Below are 20,854 nucleotides of genomic sequence, written 5' to 3'. Positions count from 1 at the left end.
GCCGGTCCTCCGGCGGACAAGAAAACTGTCACCCATGCAATCGGTCCATTCTGTTACCTATCTATCCGGTTCGGACAGCTTGGGTTCCTCGCCCCCGCAAGGCGGGGGAGAGGTGGCCGCGCAGCGGCCGGAGAGGGGGACTTCGTAGGGCGACAAGCCTTGCGAGTTGCTGTCCGCTCCGTCACCAAAGCCGGCGCTGCCCCTCTCCGTCACGGCTTCGCCGCGCCACCTCTCCCCCACTGCGTGGGGGCGAGGAACTGGAGCTTTGCGAAACCGCGCCGAAACCATGATCTGCGATGCCGCTTTGGCGGCAACCGAAGGTCGAGTAGCTTCCGGCCGCGATCCGGAGCCGACATGCGACCTCTCCCGAACCTGCTTCTTGCCTGCGTGCTGCTCTCGGCCTGCTCTGGCTCCGCCGGCGACTGGCGCGCCGATGCGATCGCTGCGGCCGAAGCCAGGATGCGCGGCCTGATCAACGATCCGGCGGCAACCTTCTCGCATGTCGATCTCACCGGCGGCAGCGCGACCGGCCAGACCTGCGGCGTCGTCATCAGCAAGGTCGGCATCTTCACCAAGGAAGCGCGCTTCATCGTCTATATCGACGGTGCCGGCCCCTATGTCGAACCGGGCCTCGGCTCGTCCATGTCGCAGGCCGACTTCGACTGGGCCTGGAAGAACGATTGCGTCAGCGAAGGCTACAAGAGCTGAACGCTTTCCTCGCCCCGCGCGAAGCGGAGGTGGCCGCGCAGCGGCCGGAGAGGGGGCCTTCGCAGGGCGGCAGCATCTCCGAGTGATCCGTGTCCGTTCATCCAAGTTGGCGCCGCCCCCTCTCCCCCACTCACGTGGGGGCGAGGAACTGGAGCTTTCAAAACGATTTCCACCGCTTATGGTACGCGAATGCGCGGTCGCGCGATTTGCATGCCGTAAGGGATTTCAGGAATGTATGTAGGCCGTTCTTACCGGTTGCTGGACTTCGCGCTCTGGTCGCGGCGCAGCGTCATCTACATGATAGTGGTGAGCGGGTTGGCGATCGCCGCCTACCGACTTCCGGCGACAGCTGGGTTCTCGGTGCCATGGTCGGTCGTGCTGGTGCTCGGCACCACAGTGTCGCTCGTCGCCGGCTTCAAGAATTCGCAGGTCTTCACCCGCGCCAACGAGGCCCTGCAGGCCTTTTCACAGATCACCGCCAGCAGCCGGATGCTGTCCGGCTTCTGCCGCGATTTCATGGATGCTGCCGCCGCCCGGCAGCTGATCTATCGCCATCTTGCCTGGCTGACGGCGCTGCGCTTTTCGCTGCGGCGGCCCATGCCTTGGGAATCGCTGGCGAAAGCAGCCAACATCGAGTTCCGGCGGCGCCGCTATCACATCCAGGAGGATAAGACGTCGCTTGCCGAGGAACTGCGTAGGCTGCTGGGCGAGGAAGCCGAAAGCGTGCTGAAATCGCCGCAGCCGGCGATAGAACTTCTCGACTGGCAATTGGCCGAGGTCAACGGCTTGCTGAAGAGTTCAGTTGTTCCGACGCAGGTCTACTCCGAGCTGGTCAAGCTGATACGCGACTTTCAGGACCAGCAGGCCCGTTGCGATCGCATCAAGAACAATCCCTATCCCCGGCAATACGCGATCGTGAGCTCGATGTTCATGATCATCTTCTGCACCTTGCTGCCCTTCGGGGTCGTTCCGGTCTTTGCCGATATGGCCAAGCTGGGCGGCGTGCTCGGCTGGATCTCGATCTGGCTGACCATCCCGTTCAGCGCGCTGCTGGGCTGGGTCTACATGTCGCTGGACCTGGTCGGCGAAAGCAGCGCCAATCCGTTCGAAGGCAACGCCAACGACGTGCCGATCTCGCAAATCTGCCGCGACATCGAGATCGAGCTGCGCCGGGGGCTTGGCGAGACCACGCTTCCAGCGCCGCTGGCGCCGGTGAACAACATCGCGACGTGAAGCTCTTCCCTTCTCCGGGGAGAAGGTGGCCGCGAAGCGGCCGGATGAGGGGTGCTCCAGGGAACGCCAGCGCGTCACTCCGCTGGAACACCCATCATCCATCCCGGCGCTGCGCGCCTCGCCACCTTCCCACATGCGTGGGACGAGGAAATCGGAGCTAAAAAGACCGATGGAGCCGGATCAGGGGTAATGGCTGCCCGCAAGCTGCCTTGCGCGAGCTTTAGGATCAGTCGCTTTTCGGGTGAGCGGTTGGCACCATATCCTTTCGTCGCCCGTAATCTGATTGAACCAGACATTGCATACTTTGTTTGGTGTGTCCGGGGTACAAACTTTGCGCTGGAATCCCCTCAGCTCGTACATCCTGCAGGTCTGCTTACTTGTGTCATAAGGCACATTCGACTGGCAGGCTGAGGCGCTCGCGGCAATGGCCACGACGATTGCTATGCGGATCATGTATCTCCCCCGATTCATCAACAACTTCGCATTGATGAACAGTATTATCAACAGCAATATTTGATCACAGCAGATAATTACGGCGAGCTGGTATGTCCCGACACGTCACCTTCATGACCATCGACGATGCCAGGCACTACAGCCCAGAGCAGCGCGCTGCGATCGTCGCCGCCTATCCCGAGCATGAGCGAGAGGCCCGCGCGAAAGGCATTCCAGTGCTGGGCTCCGGTCGCATCTTTCCTGTGCCGGAGGAGATGATCGCCTGCGAGCCTTTCAAGTTGCCGCGCTGGTGGCCACGGATCGGCGCGCTCGATTTCGGCTGGGACCATCCTTCGGCCGCGGTCGAGCTTGCCTGGGATACCGAGGCCGATGTCGTCTACGTGACGAAGGCTCATCGCGCCTCCCAGCAGACGCCGGCCATGCAGGCGCTGGCGCTGAAGGCATGGGGCGAATGGCTGCCCTTCGCCTGGCCGCGCGACGGCCGCCGCCAAACGCTGGAAGGCGCCGGCGTGGCGCTGGCAAAACAATACGCCGCCCACGGGCTGAACATGCTGACCAGCCACGCCCGCTTCGCGGATGGCTCCGTCTCGGTCGAGGCCGGACTGATGGACATGCTCGACCGCATGCAGTCCGGCCGCTTCAAGGTGTTTTCTTCGCTTGCTCAGTGGTTTGAGGAATTCAGGTTGTTCCACCGAAAGAACGGCCAGGTGGTCAGGCTACGAGACGACCTGATGGCCGCGACACGATATGGCGTGATGATGCTGCGGGAAGCGCTCGTCGATCCGGCGGAGTTCAAGGCGGCGCGGCGGCCGGCCGGACAGGCTGATCCGCTGAAGGCTTTCAGGTAACGAGAGCCGCGCACTGACTTCGTCATACTCGGGCTTGACCCGAGTATCCATGCCGTGACCATTGCCGTGGAGCGTAGCGGTGCAGAATTCTGCAACTGTTGCAATGCCTTAGCGTCACGGCATGGATCCTAGGATCTGCGCTCGTCGCTCCGCTCCTCGCTTCGCCCCGGGATGACGAAGCTCGTGCGGCCGGCCCCTCATTCCGCAACGCCGGCACCTTCCAGTCTCCCCGAAAATCTCGATCGGACAGCCCCGCAAGCGGCAACCGATGCGCCGAGCGTCGGCCATGCCGCTTGGCGGCGCGCCCGCACGCTAGGAAGCACGCCGATGGTTCACATCATCCCCCTCTTCACCGATCAGCGCCGCCCCGATACCGGCGATGCGGCGCCCAACGCCGCGCCGGCCGGCCCGCTCGATCCTTACTGGCGGGAGGTTGCCGCTCACTACGAACGGCGCATGGCGCGGCAGCAGGCCTTCGACACCGAGATCGCGGCGCGCAGGCTGCATGGCGAGATCGCCGGCGCCGAGGCCGATGTCGCGGCCAACGCGCCGGCCGACGGCGAGGGACTGCATCACGCCATGCATAGCGAGGTCGATCCGTATACCGGGCGTGTCGTCCTGAAAGGCCAGTTCGACACGCTGTTCGATAATTTCCTGAAACAGGCGCCGCCCGAGCTGCGCGCCGGCCTCGCCAGCCGCAAGCCAGCTCTGCGAGAGACGGGCTCGGTGCGCATGGCGATGCAGCAGCTCCAGCGCCGCGCCCGGTATGAACAGGACCAGTTGTCGGCGGCCCAGGCCGAAGAACTCGACACAATCGCCAAGAGCGACCCGGACGACCATGCTGCCTTCGATGCCGCCCGCCACGCCGGCCTCGATCTCATCGCCAAGATGAACCTCGACCCGCAGACCAGGCTGCAGACCGAAGCCGCCTGGCGCGAGCGCGCGGTGACGGCGCGAATCGAGGCGCTGATCGCGCGCGATCCGGGGCGGGCAACCGAGATGCTCAGCGCCGCACCGGTGGCGGGTGACCGCCAAGCCGGCGATCCCGTCGTCGATCCTCGTGCCGATCTATCGCCCGACGGTATTCGGCGGCTGCTCCGCCAAGCGCGCGCCGCGACAATGAACAGGCTGATCGAGGCGCGCGCCAACATCGATCTCGCTTCGCAGAATGCTCCGGACGCAATTGCCAATACGGGCAGCTACTCCGGCACCATGCCAAACGCCGCGGATTTCACCGCCGTCTATGGCGTCGAGGAGGGCGGCGAGCGGTATCAGGAGTTCGGTCGAAAGATTGACGCTGGTCGCCAAGCCTTCGGCATGCGGACCATGCCGAACCTGGCGATCCGGGCTTTACTTAGCAATACCGCGTCTGGCGCGACGAACTCTCAGCAGGAAGTTCAAACCAATCCCGATCTGTTAGTGGAGGCTGCAAAGCGGAATCTGGGAGCGAGGACTGCAGATCCCGGAGCCTATGTTCGCCAAGTTTTTTCTGCCGTGGATGCGGCATGGAAAAATGTGTCGAACACCAAAGGCTATCAGAACGCTATGCTCTGGTCGGTTTCCGCTCAACGTCAGCTCGGCATAGAAGACGTTCAGCCGTTGCCGAACTCTATCGCTGAAGACGCCATTATGTCGTTGATTGGCAACAAATCGCAACGCGAAGCCACGCGAGCACTGAGCCGCAGCCTATTGGGCGATACGGTCGATCCAAATCTGAGAATGTCGCTTATAAAGCAATTAATTTATGTTAGTGTGATGATGAGTTTACAGTAGTATTAATCTCTGCCCGACGTATCTATGAAAATATCCCCGTATATTATAAGTTTCTTGTAAGAAAGATCTTGTCTCACCGAATTGTACAATCTCACAGCATGTTTTCTGTTTTTTCGATATAAGGAGATGGTGTCTTTTCCGTTTTCAAATGAACAGCATCGTTGCAGGGAGGGCTCGTCACTTATATTGTATATAGAGAAGCTATAGCTATCTTTGTAGTCAATAAGACTCATTCGGAATCCTTTGTCGAACTGCACATGGCAGTCGGAGTTCTTTTTACACACAGCAGTTCCGCCGAAATATCGCCCGTCGCTCGTCTTTAGAGCAAATTTTATGGAATAGCTGTTGGAGGCATCTTGAGCAAGACTCGAAAGCGTCGTGGCAAAAATGAGCGTCGCCGCAGAAATAAAGACCTTCGATCCGAGCTGCATTTGAGAATCCATCCTAGATAACGCTTTTATATAGATCAAGGAGCCGTGTTGATGGGGTCCATTGAAAGGCGGGGGTTACCACCCATTGGGACCCGTGGTGCCTCGATCAGTCAGGAGGACGCCCGGCGCTTTGCGATGGACCTTCTTGATAATTACTTTTCGGGTCCCGATGCTTATTTCGCGGATGGCCCCCAAAAAAATCCATACAACCCAGACCTCAATGCGCTGAATGGGATCTTTGATCCCGAGGCTCCTCTAAAAAAGAATACACTGGTACACAAGCTTAACGATCTCCAATCCAGAGTCGTCGATCAGTCTCAAAGGGCCTATGTACAGTCCTTGATAGATGGGACGATCGAGTTCAGAAAGACATTCGGCAAACGGCTGGTGTATGAGCACGAAGTGAAGCCATTTCAGAATTCACCGGCGATCATGCCTGATGATCAGAGGAATTTTGACTTCAAGATGGAAATCCCCGATTACCAGAGTCGCTTTCCAAAATTTCAACCGTGCGCGGTTCGGCCAATACTTAGCATCGTGGCTTCGACGCGTTGCTGGTCAGGCACGCCGGCTTGACGTCGATCAATCAAGGGTTGCATACTTAGAAAGCCAAAGTCAACGGTTGCGAGCGGCAGATGACAGCTACCGTAGCATGCTCTGGGAGAGAGCGAGCAAGTTCAAGAGGATCAACCTGGGCTGGAACCCCACATTTCGTTCGGTTGAAAGTGAATGGAAAGGCTGGTCAAGACGACTTCCGGATCGCGCGCAAGACAACCAAGACAACAAGGTGACACTCACGCCTCAGCAATTTGCGGAAATGTTCGTGGACAACAACTTTGCGGGTTGATCGGTCTTCCTCTGATGCGATTTTTTAAAATACGGCCGCACCCGGCTGGTGAAATCGGCAAAGGCACGGTTCTCGACTCGAGCGTTCATCCACCGATCGTAACCAAGCTCCACTACAAGGTAAACGCATGGTTCGGCGATGTGATTATCGCGACGTTTCCCTGTTTCCTTGTCACTGAAGAAGCCCAGCGCGCGTTGCAGAAGATGGGCTTTTCAGGCGCAACGTTCGCCGACGCCGAGGTGACGACCTCGGAAGAATTTCAGGAAGATCAACCCGGCGTGGTACTGCCGCGTTTCGTTTGGTTGAAAGTGCATGGAAAGGCGGGTCAGGACGACTTCGGGATCGCGGTGCCCTTCCGCCTCGTCATTTCGGAACGCGCTTTTGATCTACTTGATTCGTTGGGTATTTTCGTTGCGATAGTCGAGCCTTACGATGAGGAATAGCATCCTCGCCAAACTCACCGAGGCGTATCTCGATCATATCGAGCCGTAGAACAATTCCGAGACATACGCCGGGACCAGGGCGTCAGAGTTTCTAGACCAACACGTCGCTGGCAGGCCTCGCTGCTGACCGGCGGGAGTCTGTCCATGCCCATCCGCATCGTGCCCGCAACCCTGCGGGATCTCTCCTACGTCGCTGCCAATCTGCGCCCGGAGGACCGGGCCGAGATCGACTGCCAGCTCGACCACTGGTCACCGGCGCTGCTGGCGCTGACGGCGCTCCAGGGCTTTGCCTATGCTGCCGAACTCGACGGCAATCCGGAGGCGGGCTTCGGCGCGGCCGAGCAGCGGAGTGGGCTTTGGATCGCCTGGAGTTGGGGCACGCGCCGCATGAGGCGCTGCGTGCCCGAGATTACGCGCTTCTTCCATACCGTGCTCGGGCCCCAGGTCGCAGCCAGGGGCGCCTGGCGGGTCGAGGCGAGGGCGCTTGCCGAGAACGATCTTGCCTTGCGCTGGCTGGACAGGCTTGGCGCCACGCAACGCTGCCGCCTGCCGGGTTACGGCAGGAACGGCGAAGATTTCTTCCTCTATGACTGGATAAGAACCTCTAACCTCGGGGAAAGCAGGAACCATGTGTCTCTTTCAAAAACCACCGGAACTGAAGCCGCTGCCGCCGGTGCCGACCGCGCAGGACAAGGACGTGCAGGCGCGGGAAGCAGCACTTCGCTCTGAGCTCGAGCAGCGCCAGGGCACGCCCTCCACCGTCAAGACCGACCTTGCGCCGAGCGACGTCGCCGGCCGGCGCCGCGTGCTGCTGGGAGTATGACGTTATGACGGCGATGAAACGAAGCTTCCGCCGACGCGTGCTGGACTGGTGGTACTGGAGGCGGCATGCGCGGTTGGTGAAGCGCAGGGGCTAGCAACCTTCTTCCAGGAGGAAGGGAGCACTACAGTTGGTCGTCGAGCCACTCGCGCAAATCCCGATCCTCGCTTTTTTTGGTGGCGGGTGGCGAAGGCCGCGTCCAAGCGTACCAGATCGCAGCAAGCACGCCGGCGCCCCAGATGCCGGCGAAAATATGCTCGACGAAATCCATGTGGCGATCCCCGGTAGCCGCATGGATATTAGTAGCATCGAATTTAGCAATACAGAATACAATTCACGCCTGATAGCGAGATCACGCCCCCTTCCTCGCGAACGCCCACACCATAAGCGGGTATTCCTCGTCGTTGCTCAAGTCCCGCCACACCCCATAAGCCCGCACCGGGCCGCCGATATGCGCCTTGGCGCAGGCTTTGTTGCCCCAGCCGAAGGCCTGCACGTCGTCTTCGCCAAAGCCGCCTTCGACCATCAGCTGCTTCAGCCCCGCGGGCGTCCAGCGGTTGTAGTCGTGCGGGCGGGCATGCACGCGAAACAGGAAGGGCGTCGCCACCATAGCCCAGCCGCCGGGCTTCACCATGGCATGGATGTTGGCCACCGCCGCCTGCGGGCGCTGCACATGCTCCAGCACCTGGTCGGCGATGACGATGGAATATTGCTCCTCGGTGCGATCCCGGCAGATGTCGAAGTCCGGGAAATCGACCGAGCGGTAGTCCGGACACAACGCCCGCCAGTAGCGGTTCCAGCCCGGCGAGATCTCGATCACGTCGCGCGACTTGCGGTGGGCCGCTTCGAGGAAAACCGTGAAGGCTTCGATCTGGCGGATGCGCAGCCAGTTGCGATTGTCATAGCGAAGCAGTCGCTTCACGGCGTGTTTGCCGCGATTTTTCAAGGCGCCGGCAAGGCTTGTCATTCTCGACCTCCTCTGCCCGCCGCGAGCAGAGATAGAGCACAGAGACGTGCGCAAAAGATGACAGCGCAATCTTTTCCTCGCCCCCGCCAAAGGCGGGGGAGAGGTGGCCGCGTCGCGGCCGGAGAGGGGGCTGCGCCAGCTTCGCGGGATAAGGCTCAATCGTTCCTCCATCATACGCAACGCGGCGCCAGTCCCCTCTCCGTCTCGGCTTCGCCGAGCCACCTCTCCCCCACTCTCGTGGGGGCGAGGAACAGCCCCGCCAAACCAAGCGAGACCTCCCCATGACCGATACCCGCGCCCGCGATATCCTGTCGCGACAGGCCGAACTTGAGACCGAACGCGCCGCCTACGAGCCCGTCTGGGAGGCGGTGGCGGAGTTCTGCGATCCGGATGCGCCCGACATCTGGTCGGGCCGCCGCACCAGCCGCGGCGCGAGCCAGGCCGAGCGGCAAGACCGGCGCGGCTCGCGCGTCTACGCCAACACCATCAACTCCGCCGCCAACCGGCTCGCCGCCGGGCTGGAAAGCCTGATCATCCCGCAGTCGGAGAAATGGCACGGGCTGACCACCGCCGAGATGAACGACGAGGAGACCGACGAAGAGAAGGAATGGGCCGAGGCGCTCCGCGATTTCCTGTTCGCGCTGCGTTATTCCGCCAACTCCAACTTCGTGCCGGCGACGCAGGCGTGCCTCAGGAACGTCGTGCGCTACGGCCCGGCCTATCTCTACGCCGAGGAAGGGTTCGGCGGCACGCCGATCCGCTATGCCTCGGTTCCGGTGGCCGAGGGCTATCTGTCGCGCAACCGCTGGGGCCAGGTCGACATCTTCCATCGCCGCTACGAGCGCACGGCGCGCCAGGCGGCGCAGCTGCTCGGCTACGAAAAGCTGCCCACGCGCATCAAGGCTCTCGTCGACGACCCGGCCAAATGCGAGGAGAAGATCTCGCTGATCCAGTGCGTGCAGCCGCGCGACGAGCGCCGCATGTACCGCAAGGGCGGCTCCTACCAATATCTCGACCAGGCCTTCGCCTCCTACCACGTCATCGAGGACGAGGAGGAGATCGTGAAGGAGAGCGGCTTCCGCAGTTTCCCGGTCTCGACCTTCAACTGGCGCCGCTACGAGGGCGACGCCTATGGCATCTCGCCGGCGATCGAGGCGCTGACCACCGTGCGCGAGGAGAATGCCGTGCGCCGCTCCGGATTGCGCGCACTGCAGCACCGATCCGCCGACCGCGTCCAAGGCCAGGCTCGATTATGTGCCGGTGCTCAATCCCGGCGAGAACTATCCGGGCCTGATCGATGACAATGGCCGGCCGCTGATCCAGCCGATCGCCACCGGCCAGAACCCGAGCTATGCCTTCGACTATGCGGCGAGCCGCGCGGAAGAGATCCGCGACATGATGTTCGTCAACCTGTTCCAGACTCTGGTGCAGAACCCGCAGATGACCGCCACCGAGGCGCTGATAAGGCAGGAGGAGAAGGGCGCGCTGCTCGGTCCGTCCGGCTCGATCATCCAGGCCGGCTTCGCCGCCAATCTCGACCGCGAGCTGTCGATCCTCGAGGACAAGGGCCTCTACGACCAGGACAGCCGCTTCCGCCCGCCGGAAAGTCTCGCCGGCAAGGCGGTGCGGCCGACCTTCACCGGCCCGCTCGACGTGCTGCGCCGCTCGGCCGAGGCGCGCGACACCATCCAGGTGGTGACCACCGCCATGCAGATGGCGAAGTTCGATCCCGGCATCATGGACAATATCGACGGCGACGAGGCGATCCGCGTCGTGCAGGGCGCCGGCCGCAGTCCGCAGCGCATTTTCCGCCGCAAGGACGAGGTGGAAGGGATGCGTGGCGCGCGGGCGCAGGCGCAGCAGGCCCAGGCCGGCATGGCGGCGATCGCCACCGCCGGCAAGGTGGCCAAGGACGCGGTGCCGGCGGCCGTCCAGGCGCGCGACAGCGGCCTGCTCGACAGCCTGCAGGCGATGATGCAGGGCGCCCAGGATGGCGGCGGCGCGGCTGCAGCGCCTGCCGGCGGCGCGCAAGGCGCGATTCCCGGCGGGCAGGGCGCCGGCCCCGCGGGCGGCGTCGCCAATGGTGGCGCATGAGCCGCAAACGCTTCGCCCGCCCCTCCGACGCCGGCGGGCCGCTCGCCGCCCGCGAGGCGCTGACCAAGGCCTATCGCCGCGTCTTCTCCGGCGAGGACGGCGAGCTGGTGCTGGCCAACCTCACCGCCACCACCGGCTACTACCGCCGCCCGTCCTACGGCGACTGGCTGGCCCGCACCAAGACGCCCGAAGGTTTTGAGCTGCACAGCGCGCTCTCCAACGCGCGGGCGGAAGTGGTGCAACACATCATGGGCTTCCTGGCGCTGGAAGACGCCGACCTCGCCGCGCTGGAAAAGGCGGCTCGGGCCGAGGAGAGGTGAGGCGCTGAAACCGCCAATCTCCCCCCAAGTGGGGGAGATGCCCGGCAGGGCAGAGGGGGCGCGAAGGAACGCGACCTGTCGCCTTCGTCATCCTAGGGCGGAGCGAGGAGCGCAGCGACGAGCGCAGACCCTAGGATCCATGCCGTGACGCTAAGGTGTTGCAACGGTTCAGAATTCTGCTCCGCTGCGTCCTCCGGCGAAGGTCACGGCATGGATCCTCGGGTCAAGCCCGAGGATGACGAAGCGCGCCATATAAACCAGTCCAAGCATTGAAGCCGGCGGGACAGCACCCCCTCTGTCCTGCCGGACATCTCCCCCACGAGGGGGGAGATCGGCTATCGCGCGCGCCGCGCCCTAACGACCAACTCACTCCCTCCACCACTTTCCAGCCGACTCCTCACCATCCGCACCGCCGAACCGGCCGCCATCCGCTTGCGGCCGGTCGCTGCGCGCGTCCCCCAAACCGCCCGGGCAGGAAACAGTCCAATGGTCCACATCATCCCCCTGTTCGTCGGCGAGCGCCGGCTCGATACTGGCAACGCGGTGCAGTATCCGGACACCTCGCCGGTCGGCGAGGCGATGCAGCAGTTCGGCGACAGGTGGCAGGCAGCCGCCGAGCGTTACGAGCAGCGCAAGGCGCAGCAGCAGGCCTTCGACACCGAGATCGCCGCGCGCCGGTTGAACGGCGAGCTCGCCCGGGCCGAGGCCGACGCCATGGCCAATTCCCCAGCCGACGGCGCCGGCCTGCACGAAACCATGTATGGCCAGGTCGATCCGTATACCGGCCAGGTGGTGAAGACCGGCCAGTTCGACACGCTGTTCGGCAATTTCCTGAAGCAGGCGCCGCCAGAACTGCGCCCCGGTCTCGCCAGCCGCAAGGAAGCGCTGCGAGAGGCGGGCGCAATACGCCTGGCGCTCCAGCAAAATCAGCGCCGCAAGCAATATGAGCAGGACCAGGTCGCGGAGGTCCATACCGCCGAGCTCGACAACATCGCGCGAAGCGACCCGAACGACAACGCCGCCTTCGACGCCTCCCGGCAGGCCGGCCTCGACCTCCTCGCCAAGATGGACCTCGACCCGCAGATCAGGTTGCAGGCCGAAGCCGCCTGGCGCGCCAGCACGGCGAAGGCGCGGATGCAGGCGCTGATCGCGCAGGATCCGCGCCGCGCCGCCGAGATGCTCAGCGCCGGCCCGGTGGCAAGCGACGGCATGGGCGAGACTGTGCCCTCGCAGCTTGGTGCCGGAGCGCAGGGCAAGGAAGCGACGGTAAAAGGCCAAAAAACGCCGGACGAGATGGTGGCGCAGGCGTTCGGCGAACGCCAGTCGCCGGATAGCGACACAGCTATTCCGCTCGATGCCATCACTTATCTGAAATCCGGCGACCTCGCCGCGCTGAAAGCCCAGGCCAACAACGCCACCGCGGCCCAGATGATCGGCGCGAATGCGCGAGTGATGCTCGCCGAGCAGAACGCGCCGGCGGTTATCGCTGTCACGGGCAAATATCCTGAGGGGGAAAAGCCGACCGCGCAGGACTTCGTCAACGTCTACGGCGCCGACGAGGGCTCAAACCGTTTCGAGCATTTCCGCATTACCACCAGCGCCGCCAAGGCCTATTCCGACATGCATGCGGCGTCGAACCAGGCGATCCATGCCGAGCTCCTGCACTCGCGGCCTGGACCCGGCAGTTCATTGGAAGTGAGTGAACGCTACGAAGTAAAGGCTGGTGCCGCCCAACTGATTATCGCGGCCCGCAACGCCGATCCTGTCGCTTATGTCGGCAATCTGTTTCCCGGTGATGCTCCGGACTGGAGCAAGGTCAAGACGCCGCAAGAATTTCAGGCCGCCATCAACTGGGTCTGGGCTGCCCAGAAGCGGCTCGGTTTCAGCAGGACCTTGGCCGTCCCGCAGAATTTCTCAGACAGCCTTGGCGCAAGATATGTCGATGAGAGCGTGCCATTGCAGCAGCGCACCATCGAACTGAGCGAGACTCTAAAGGCAATACGCAACCCCGAGGCGCGCTTCACCTTTGCCGGACAGGTCTTCCAATCTGCCTTGGCTCGCATCCGGCAGAACGCGGCGGACAATCCAAAGATTTCCCCCGCGGAGCTGGAAGCCCAGGAAAAAGCTCTCCAGGTTAATTTGCTCCAGATGGCCGAGCACCCCGCTCGGGTACGGTTCGACGCCGGCTCATGGTGGCAAAAGCCGCTTGCAGCTGCGAACGACACCGTCAGGCTCATGGCCAACGGCGCGACTTTCGGTCAGGCTGACAAGTTCTCCGCCGGCATGAACTCGCTCTTCTCCGACAAGAGCTACGACGAGCTGCTGGCAGCCGAACAAGCTGAAACCGAAGACGCCAACGACCGTGCCGGCTCAGCCGGGATAGCCGCAAATCTGCTCGGTGCCTTCGCTTCCGGCCACGGCTTTCAGAGCGCCGGCCTTACCTTCACGGGCAAGCTGGGAGCCGAAGCCCTTGAGGGGCTGCCTGGTTTCTTGGCAAGAAGCACTACTGCGGCTGCCGACGGCGCCATGTTCGGTGGCGTGGATGCCGCGCTCAACGGCCGGGATATCGTGCGCGAAATGGGCTCCGGCGCGCTCTTGGGCGCGGGCGGGAATGCTCTTGCCGAAGGGCTTGGCGCGATTGGCCGAAAGGTGGTGGCCAAAATTGCCGGGCGGCCCATCGATGCAAAATCCTCTTTCGGCACGGATGTTGAAACAGACGCATCGTCCTATCGGGCTGACCCTAAGGCGAATGAAAATTCCACCCTCCCAAGGGACGCTGGCGAGGCCCCCCTTGGTCCTGAAGGCGCAACCAACGCCTCCGATGGTCCCGGGTTACACCTGTTTTACATGCCGCATTGGACGGACGCGCAACGACTTGCGGCAGACCTGAAAGTCGCGGCTCTAAACGCGGTTGAGAAGATAGTAACTCCGTCGACTCGCGCGACGACGTCAGCCAGTGTCAGGTACAAAGCCGAAGGAAACGAAGTGCCTATCGGCCATGACGTGGATCATGTACACGATTTGCAATTGGGAGGTGCCGAGGCGACGCATAACATGGCTCCGCTGGATTCAAGCGTGAACCGTAGCTTGGGTCCCCAGATATACCATCAGATAAAGCATCTGCCTCACGGGACGAGAATTGGCAAGGTAACGATCGGAGATCGATGATGTTTCCAAAGTTTCGGCAAAGCTTTTCTCCAGACGCAGGCCGCAGACCTGACTCCGTGAACATCGACACTGGCGTGCCAAGCCTGAATGAACTGCTTTCCAGTTTCGGTGGCGTGTCGTTCAACCACGGCCTTTACCGGATCGTCCGTGCCCAGGATTTGGCCGCGTGGAGCAACAGAATAATCTTGGGCTTCCCCGCATTTGCCGGGCGCATTACCTGTTTTGGATACGATTGGTTGGGCAGGACATTCGCCATTGACACCAAACGAACCGAGGAAGGCGAGCCTGGTGTGGTGATGTTCGAACCAGGGACCGGTGAAGCGCTTCAGATACCGGCCAATGTCCGGACTTTTCATGAAACCGAATTGGATGAGTATCAGGATGCCGCGCTGGCTTCGAATTTTTATGCGACATGGCGCGCCAACGGCGGCGCCGAACCTGCCTATAACCAATGCATCGGCTATAACGTCCCGCTCTTCCTGGGCGGCAAAGACGATCGTGAAAATCTAGAACTGACGGACCTGGAGGTTTATTGGCATATCACGGCTCAGCTCATCGCGAAGGTGAGGGGCTTGCCCCCGGGGACGCGCATAAACGTCAAAGGTGGGTGACTTCGAGAAAGCTGAATTCGACCCTGCAGCTCAACCCAATCCTGCGCAACCGGCCGCGGTTCGGGGCGGGTGATGAGAAATCCAGGGCTGCCTCCTTTTTCAACGCGGCCAGCTTGCTTGCAACTGAGAAGTTGTATATATCTATAATGCAATTATAGATTGCAAGGCATGGAATGTAAGGGGCCAACGGTCATTCTCGTCTTTGGTAGTGTCTGGTGAACCGGCGGTCTGGAATTCGAACTTACTATACGTACAAAGGGGGACTATATGGGTGCAGGTTCTGCCGCGATGCTGCTCGGGGCTCTGGTTCCGACGTTTTTGCTGAGCCGCTTGTTGCTCTGGATCACAAAGCGCTGGAACGGCGGCGTGCCGCGCCTGTTGGTGGTGCATGTCATTTGCGGCGCGCTCGCCGTTGTCGCCGCCGCATATGGCTACTCGCACACCGGGGCGCCGGATTGGTCTCGCAGTCCACTCTACGTTGTTGCTCAGTTGATCTGGCTGATTGTGGATTTCCTTCGCGGCCGCCGCCGCCGGCAAAGCCAGCCTGCAAGCTGACGGCACTCGGACCGCTCGAATCGATCCTTTTAGCCAATGGACAACGTTCCAGAGCCAGATTTCAGCAGCGTCACGCGCTTGCCTCCTGCTGATGTCAGCACCGGAGACGATGACCTCGATTCCGCCCTGGTCGAAGCCCGTCAATATCTCAAGTTTTATAACTGGGTCCTATCCATCAAGGGCGAATATTTTGGATATGGAGCCGAAGGAATAATCTACGTCTTTCTTTTTGAAATAGAGCCTGGGCGACCCGAGGTGAACCGATGGATTTGGGTGATCGTTGGCGATGTGCCGCCGACATATATCCCTGCTGATGACGCCGCCACGCCTTTCGAAGCTCTTGATGGCTACATTGGTGCCCTCGAGGAATGGGTCGAGGCGGCGCGGCAAGGAAAGTCGGTGGCAAAATTAATACCAGTCAACGTCGATGCAAGTCCCGCCAACGCGGAAATGCTGGCTGGTCGCCTCAAATTCCTTGACGAGAGGATTTTGCCAGAGCTCAAAGGTGATTGAGCGATGTTGGCCGTCTTGGTTCTAAGGGCTGGTCGACGAGTGGAATGGAAGTGCACTGCCATTGCAATTGCCGATTGACCCGGCCAACAAGATCGTCCTGCCTCGCGATGTCCATCGGGTAACAAGCTAGGTCATCGTGGAATCAGTTACTTGAGCACTTGGGAGGATAGTAGTGAGATATATCTTAACCGAGGGGCAGTTAGACGCGCCGGCCGAATCCGCGGTCGTCGATGGACTGTCTGCACACTTCGGATTCGAGTTACCGAGGGACTATACCGACTTCCTCAAAGAGCATAATGGGGGCGAAGGTTTTGTCCACGATAACTACATTATTTTCTTTAAGGCTGAGGAATTGGCCGACTTCAACCGAGAATATGAGGTAGAAAAATATGCACCAGGTATTCTCTTGTTCGCGTCTAACGGAGGAGGTGAAGCATATGGGTTTGATACTCAAGATCCAAATATGCCAATCGTGCGCGTTCCGTTCGTAGGTATGAACAGAAAGTTAGCTTTGAAAACGGCGCGTAACATAGCTGACTTATTTTCTCGACTGGCGGAATGAAAATGAGCGACAAAAGGGAATATTCGCGCAGAAAGGGCATGGAGCTGTTTGAGATTACACCCATTATCGTTGGTGGTGATCCAATCAGCCCGGAGAATAAAATCTGGGTGACCAGGCAAGAGCACTTTGAATTGGTACGCTTTTGGAATCGGACTATCGGGGATTTGCGTAAAGCGGCGCGAGCGGAGAAGTAGGCGGCGTTGAGGCTTCCGATGTCCTCACCAAGCTGATTTATCAGCCGCAGGCGTCGCAATTACGGTGGCAATGCACTTTCGCTTTGGCGATACGCCCTCAGCCCTTAAGTGGCTGCGAAAATTTAACATAAAACGCGGCCTGCACTTACATGGAACGCCTCCCGACCTGGACGGATATCGACCCGGCAATTTTAGCATTGAACTGCCAGCCGATTATTACCCAACTGAGCCATGAGCAGATCAATATAGGTGCGCTCCTATTAAAGGCTGATCTGAAATTGGCTGTATTCGCTCAACACGACTATTCGTTCTCGTCAGCTAAGGGGCGCACCCGATATCGACGAAATTGAGTAGCGCTTCGTTCCCATCATCGTCCCGAAGGGTATAGAATGCATGGTATTCGGTCTCAGCTGGCCGCCATTCGAAATCCTTGACGACATCCCGGTCCACCGCGAACATATAAGAACGCATCGGGCCGTAGATGAAGCCATGCTCGCCTTCCTTCGTCAGAATCTCTGCGGCAGTGGCTCCCTGTAGGCGATGCTTGTCCTCCGTGAAGACGGCTTTGCCTTGACCCTGTCGGACAACGGTTACAACAATTCCTGACCTGATCTCCTTGAAGAGCACGCCCCTTGGGCAGCTTTTCGACAGAGCTTCTGGCTGATCCAGGTCATCCGAACGGGCTGCGCCGGATAGCAAGGCGAGCATCGCAGCTGCGGCGAGAATAAGCGAGCGCAATTGTTACCTCCTATGGGGACGCGCTAGCGGACACACCCAATATCCTGAAGGGTAAAGTCCACGTCGCTGCCGTCATCCGTGCGGACGGTGTAGAATGTCGTGGATGCGGTTTCGGCAGGCCGCCATTTGAAGTCTTTGACGATCTTCGGCTCTACCGCGAACATATAAGAGAGCATCGGGCCGGCGATGAATCCATGCTCGCCGTCTTTCGTCACCAGCTCTGCCGCCGTTGCCGCCTGCAGGTGGCTGCAATCATCCGAGAAGCATGCCTCACCGAAGCCTTGTCTGATTACGGTCACGACAACTCCTGACTCGAACGCTTTAAAAAGCACGCCCTTCGGGCAACTTTTGAAGAGAGCTCCCGGCTGATCCAGGTCGTCCGACCGCGCTACGTCCCACGACAACGCAAGCGTCACCATTGCGGTGAAGGATGAGCAAGCGCAATGATGCCTCCTATAGTTGCAGAATGGAATACATTGTTTCGTAATGGTTGTATCTGGTTTTATCGAGATGTCCAGCCGAATGCGTGCGTTTGCTTCACTCCGTTATGCGTGCGATGCACCTTGGCGAGCGCGCGCCGCAGGCCATCGGGATCGGCCGGTGTCAGAATCAGATGCACATGGTTGGGCATGAGGCACCATGCCCAGATACCGACGTCGGCTGCACGGCAATGCTCGACGAGCAGATCCCGGTAGAGTTCATAATCTTTGGGTAAAGAATACCTTGGCGCGGCCGTTGCCCGGCTGCGTGACGTGGTGCGGCAAACCGGGAACGACGATGCGGGGGAAGGTGGCCACGGGTCAATCTATGCGAACTAGGCTTGGAAATTACGGTGACAGTGCACTATTTTCCTTTCTCTGCCGTCCTCGTTTCCGAGGCTTGACCGCTTGGCCAACTTGCACGGCAATCCGATCCAGGAATCCTTGGCCGCCTACCGGCCGGCCAATGCTCTCGGCCTTCCGCAGCGCGCCGAACGCTGCGACATCCGTCTCGACCAGATCGAACAGGCCGGCCGATGACGGCAGCCGGTCCTGTATCGGCCTGAGATCCGTAACCCCATCGGGCTCGCCTGTCAGATGCGCCCGTGCACTTGACCAGGGCCAATCCGCTGCCAATTCCACCAACCCCGCTCGCACTGGATTCAGCCCAACATAGCGCAGTGCCGCCAACAGGTGATCCTCGTCCATAGCGACGGCGCCGAACCGGCCTTGCCAAAAATGTCCTGTCTTCTTTTGCCGCGCATGAATGATACCCGCATAGATGCGGTGCACCTTGGCGAGGGCGCGCCGCAGACCATTGGTATCGGTCGGGGTTAGGATCAGGTGCACATGGTTGGGCATAAGGCACCATGCCCAAATGCCGACATCGGCGGCACGGCAATGCTCGACCAGCAGGTCTCTGTAGAGCTCATAATCCTTGGGCGTGAGGAAGACCCTGGCGCGGCCGTTGCCCCGCTGCGTAACGTGATGCGGCAAACCGGGGACGGCAATTCGAGCAAGGCGGGGCCATGTGGCTAATCTATACAGATTGTCGCCTCGCCAACATGCTACAAGTGCACTGTCACCGTAATTCGATAAGACAAAACCTCCTGGGTCAAACAGCTATAAGAATCTTAGACTTATCGCAAGGTTTGAAAACAGGGAAAAATCAAACAAATAGGTGAAGGTATGGATGATTGGAAATTCAAAGATCCGAAAAATCTAGCTGTTATATCGACACGAAAAATATTTCGTGGTGGTGGTTGGATTGCATATGTGTCCCATGATGTCGAGGATGAGTCGTGGCAATTTTACGGAAACGAACCTGAAGTTGATCATGATGACTTAATTTTGGTTGGGTTGGTCGAGGTGGTTGAGCTTGATGGGAGTGTTGCACAGCTAGCGGATTTGCCGTTAGGCTGGCATGCTTGGCGCGATACAAAAACCTCGCCGTGGAAGCGAGATAAAATGCCTCCTGAACCCCCAGAGTCAACGAACTAGTTCCGTCGTACTAGTTTCCTCCGCGGTGTCACTATTGGAGATCGTGGTGTTCGAGACATTCCAAAAAACTTCCAAGTAGATAGCAGGGTGCCGGCGGATGCCGGTAATTTTTCGCTGGACATAAAAATTGCCGGGCTGAACGAATTGCTCGCGAGCTTTGGTGGCGCGACATTCCGTCGTGGTTTGTATCGGATCATGCGGGCGCAGGACGTCGCGCGATGGAACGCAAGGATACTGCTGGGCTTCCCCGAATTCGCCGGGCGGATAACCTGCTTTGGTTATGATTGGCAAGGCTCGGCATTTGCCGTCGACACCGGACGGCTTGAGCAGGGCGAACCAGGCGTTTTGATGTTCGAGCCGCATACGGCGGAAGCATTGCAGATACCGTCCAATATCAAGACTTTCCATGACGTCGAACTCGTGGAGGAGGACGGTGCCGCCTTGGTCCCCGACGGCTTCGCAGCGTGGCGTGAGAGTGGTGGCGCCGAGCCTGGCTACCAACAATGCATAGGCTACAAGCGCCCGCTGTTCTTGGGCGGTGAGGACACGGTAGAGAATTTCGAGTTGTCGGACTTGGATGTCTATTGGCACATCATGGGGCAAGTCATCGCCAAGGTGAAAGGATTGCCGCCGGGAACGCCAGTGCGGGTGTAGTCATGAACTCGGACGAGTTGGTGTACAAGGCGGTCTGGTCAGAGGCCCTGCCTGCGGCCGGGAACGTAGATAATTCCAGGTCAGGTTCTTTGACACGTTGACGTTGTGTACAACCACGTAAGCGTGTAATTTATAGAAGAAGCAATCTTAGGTGGTGAAGACAGGCAGGATCGATGAAGCCGACCAGAAGGCTATTTCCGCCCTGGTAGGCTTGAAACGCTGGCTGCTCGGAGATTTTGGAAATTACCCGCAGATAGAAGATGGGGGATTATATGGGTGCAGGTTCTGCCGCGATGCTGCTCGGGGCTCTGGTTCCGACTTTTTTGCTGAGCCGCTTGTTGCTATGGATTACGAAGCGCTGGAACAGTGGCGTGCCGCGCCTGCTGCTGGTGCATATCATTTGCGGGGCGCTCGCCGTGGTCGCGTCCGCCAACGGCTACTCGGAGGCCGGGACGCCGGACTGGTCTCGCAGCCCACTTTACATCGTCGCCCAGTTGATCTGGCTGATTGTGGACTTTGTTCGCTGTCGCCGCCAAAGCCAAATTGCGAGCTGACGGCCCATAGACCCGTTGGGAATCTCATAAGCTTTGATTGAGCCCTTTAGCTGATGGACAACATGGCAAAGCCAAACCTCGGCAGCGTCACGCGCCTGCCACCTGCCGACGTCAGCACCGGAGACGATGATCTCGATTCCGCCCGGGTCGAGGCCCGTCAATATCTCGAGTTTTACAACTGGGTACTATCCATCAAGGGCGAATATTTTGGATATGGAGCCGAAGGAATAATCTACGTCTTTCTTTTCGAAATAGAGCCGGGGCGGCCGGAGGTGAATCAATGGATCTGGGTGATCGTTGGCGACGTGCCGCCGACATATATCCCTGCCGACGACGCTGCCACGCCCTTCGAAGCTCTTGATGGCTACATTGGTGCCTTGGAGGAATGG

At 60.1% G+C, this 20,854-nt stretch carries 25 protein-coding genes; 20 read left to right on the top strand and 5 right to left on the bottom strand.

Annotated elements, in window-relative coordinates:
• The first annotated feature begins 354 nt into the window (after nt 1-354).
• The 7 genes from FJ424_RS32525 (at nt 355) to FJ424_RS32495 (ending at nt 7,465) form a co-directional block, all read left to right on the top strand.
• Entirely contained in the window at nt 355-708 is a 354-nt protein-coding gene (locus FJ424_RS32525; RefSeq protein ID WP_140659367.1) for a hypothetical protein, read from the top strand.
• Nucleotides 709-939: 231 nt separating this feature from the next.
• The gene (locus FJ424_RS32520) at nt 940-1,941 is read left to right on the top strand and encodes a bestrophin family ion channel (RefSeq protein WP_140659366.1); all 1,002 of its coding nucleotides are present in this window, start codon (nt 940-942) and stop codon (nt 1,939-1,941) included.
• A gap of 545 nt (nt 1,942-2,486) precedes the next feature.
• On the top strand, nt 2,487-3,242 hold the full coding sequence (locus FJ424_RS32515; protein ID WP_140659365.1) for a terminase family protein: 756 nt from the start codon (nt 2,487-2,489) through the stop codon (nt 3,240-3,242).
• A 327-nt stretch (nt 3,243-3,569) separates the two neighbouring features.
• On the top strand, nt 3,570-5,015 hold the full coding sequence (locus FJ424_RS33770) for a hypothetical protein (protein WP_181182222.1): 1,446 nt from the start codon (nt 3,570-3,572) through the stop codon (nt 5,013-5,015).
• 482 nt (nt 5,016-5,497) lie between these two features.
• Nucleotides 5,498-6,022, top strand: a complete 525-nt coding sequence (locus FJ424_RS32505) for a hypothetical protein (protein WP_140659364.1) — start codon at nt 5,498-5,500, stop codon at nt 6,020-6,022.
• A 153-nt stretch (nt 6,023-6,175) separates the two neighbouring features.
• Nucleotides 6,176-6,736, top strand: coding sequence for a hypothetical protein (locus FJ424_RS32500; protein WP_246677420.1), 561 nt, complete (start codon nt 6,176-6,178; stop codon nt 6,734-6,736).
• 144 nt (nt 6,737-6,880) lie between these two features.
• Nucleotides 6,881-7,465 carry a hypothetical protein gene (locus tag FJ424_RS32495; protein WP_140659363.1) on the top strand — a complete coding sequence of 195 codons (585 nt, stop codon included), beginning with the start codon at nt 6,881-6,883 and terminating at the stop codon, nt 7,463-7,465.
• Between the two features lie 215 nt (nt 7,466-7,680).
• On the opposite strand, the gene FJ424_RS33765 is transcribed toward FJ424_RS32495, so the two are convergent.
• Entirely contained in the window at nt 7,681-7,827 is a 147-nt protein-coding gene (locus tag FJ424_RS33765) for a hypothetical protein (RefSeq protein WP_181175589.1), read from the bottom strand.
• Between the two features lie 81 nt (nt 7,828-7,908).
• Nucleotides 7,909-8,523, bottom strand: a complete 615-nt coding sequence (locus FJ424_RS32490; protein WP_140659362.1) for a methyltransferase domain-containing protein — start codon at nt 8,521-8,523, stop codon at nt 7,909-7,911.
• A gap of 281 nt (nt 8,524-8,804) precedes the next feature.
• Between FJ424_RS32490 and FJ424_RS34235 the strand changes: the two genes are divergently transcribed.
• The 9 genes from FJ424_RS34235 (at nt 8,805) to FJ424_RS32450 (ending at nt 16,540) form a co-directional block, all read left to right on the top strand.
• Complete coding sequence (locus tag FJ424_RS34235; RefSeq protein WP_246677419.1) at nt 8,805-9,824, top strand: portal protein; 1,020 nt, start codon at nt 8,805-8,807, stop codon at nt 9,822-9,824.
• Entirely contained in the window at nt 9,778-10,617 is an 840-nt protein-coding gene (locus tag FJ424_RS34230) for a portal protein (protein ID WP_246677418.1), read from the top strand. Before FJ424_RS34235 ends, FJ424_RS34230 begins: the two co-directional genes overlap by 47 nt.
• Nucleotides 10,614-10,937: a hypothetical protein gene (locus FJ424_RS32480; protein WP_140659361.1), complete on the top strand. Its 324-nt coding sequence runs from the start codon at nt 10,614-10,616 to the stop codon at nt 10,935-10,937. Before FJ424_RS34230 ends, FJ424_RS32480 begins: the two co-directional genes overlap by 4 nt.
• Nucleotides 10,938-11,423: 486 nt before the next feature.
• The gene (locus tag FJ424_RS33760; RefSeq protein WP_181182221.1) at nt 11,424-14,105 is read left to right on the top strand and encodes a hypothetical protein; all 2,682 of its coding nucleotides are present in this window, start codon (nt 11,424-11,426) and stop codon (nt 14,103-14,105) included.
• A gap of 56 nt (nt 14,106-14,161) precedes the next feature.
• Nucleotides 14,162-14,716 carry a T6SS immunity protein Tdi1 domain-containing protein gene (locus FJ424_RS32470; RefSeq protein WP_226891868.1) on the top strand — a complete coding sequence of 185 codons (555 nt, stop codon included), beginning with the start codon at nt 14,162-14,164 and terminating at the stop codon, nt 14,714-14,716.
• A gap of 267 nt (nt 14,717-14,983) precedes the next feature.
• Nucleotides 14,984-15,271 (top strand): hypothetical protein, encoded by a 288-nt coding sequence (locus FJ424_RS32465; protein ID WP_140659360.1) that lies wholly within the window; start codon nt 14,984-14,986, stop codon nt 15,269-15,271.
• A 36-nt stretch (nt 15,272-15,307) separates the two neighbouring features.
• Nucleotides 15,308-15,784, top strand: a complete 477-nt coding sequence (locus FJ424_RS32460) for a hypothetical protein (protein ID WP_140659359.1) — start codon at nt 15,308-15,310, stop codon at nt 15,782-15,784.
• Nucleotides 15,785-15,956: 172 nt separating this feature from the next.
• Complete coding sequence (locus FJ424_RS32455) at nt 15,957-16,346, top strand: SMI1/KNR4 family protein (RefSeq protein WP_140659358.1); 390 nt, start codon at nt 15,957-15,959, stop codon at nt 16,344-16,346.
• Nucleotides 16,347-16,348: 2 nt separating this feature from the next.
• Nucleotides 16,349-16,540 carry a hypothetical protein gene (locus FJ424_RS32450; protein ID WP_140659357.1) on the top strand — a complete coding sequence of 64 codons (192 nt, stop codon included), beginning with the start codon at nt 16,349-16,351 and terminating at the stop codon, nt 16,538-16,540.
• A 318-nt stretch (nt 16,541-16,858) separates the two neighbouring features.
• Here the strand turns inward: FJ424_RS32450 and FJ424_RS32445 are convergent, their stop codons facing one another.
• The 3 genes from FJ424_RS32445 to FJ424_RS32430 form a co-directional block, all read right to left on the bottom strand.
• Nucleotides 16,859-17,278 carry a hypothetical protein gene (locus FJ424_RS32445; RefSeq protein WP_140659356.1) on the bottom strand — a complete coding sequence of 140 codons (420 nt, stop codon included), beginning with the start codon at nt 17,276-17,278 and terminating at the stop codon, nt 16,859-16,861.
• Between the two features lie 23 nt (nt 17,279-17,301).
• The gene (locus FJ424_RS32440; RefSeq protein WP_140659355.1) at nt 17,302-17,577 is read right to left on the bottom strand and encodes a hypothetical protein; all 276 of its coding nucleotides are present in this window, start codon (nt 17,575-17,577) and stop codon (nt 17,302-17,304) included.
• 528 nt (nt 17,578-18,105) lie between these two features.
• Nucleotides 18,106-18,753, bottom strand: coding sequence for a transposase (locus FJ424_RS32430; protein ID WP_246677417.1), 648 nt, complete (start codon nt 18,751-18,753; stop codon nt 18,106-18,108).
• A gap of 192 nt (nt 18,754-18,945) precedes the next feature.
• Here FJ424_RS32430 and FJ424_RS32425 point away from each other — a divergent pair, with 192 nt between their 5' ends.
• The 4 genes from FJ424_RS32425 to FJ424_RS32410 form a co-directional block, all read left to right on the top strand.
• Entirely contained in the window at nt 18,946-19,257 is a 312-nt protein-coding gene (locus FJ424_RS32425; protein WP_140659353.1) for a hypothetical protein, read from the top strand.
• Between the two features lie 87 nt (nt 19,258-19,344).
• Nucleotides 19,345-19,911 (top strand): T6SS immunity protein Tdi1 domain-containing protein, encoded by a 567-nt coding sequence (locus FJ424_RS32420; RefSeq protein WP_246677416.1) that lies wholly within the window; start codon nt 19,345-19,347, stop codon nt 19,909-19,911.
• Nucleotides 19,912-20,171: 260 nt separating this feature from the next.
• On the top strand, nt 20,172-20,465 hold the full coding sequence (locus tag FJ424_RS32415) for a hypothetical protein (RefSeq protein WP_140659351.1): 294 nt from the start codon (nt 20,172-20,174) through the stop codon (nt 20,463-20,465).
• A gap of 53 nt (nt 20,466-20,518) precedes the next feature.
• Nucleotides 20,519-20,854, top strand: a 336-nt coding sequence (locus FJ424_RS32410; RefSeq protein ID WP_140786394.1) for a hypothetical protein, incomplete at its 3' end; no start/stop codon positions are given.

It is taken from the genome of Mesorhizobium sp. B3-1-8 (assembly GCF_006439495.1).
Classification (GTDB): Bacteria; Pseudomonadota; Alphaproteobacteria; order Rhizobiales; family Rhizobiaceae; genus Mesorhizobium.
This window is presented reverse-complemented; position numbering and strand designations above follow the sequence as displayed.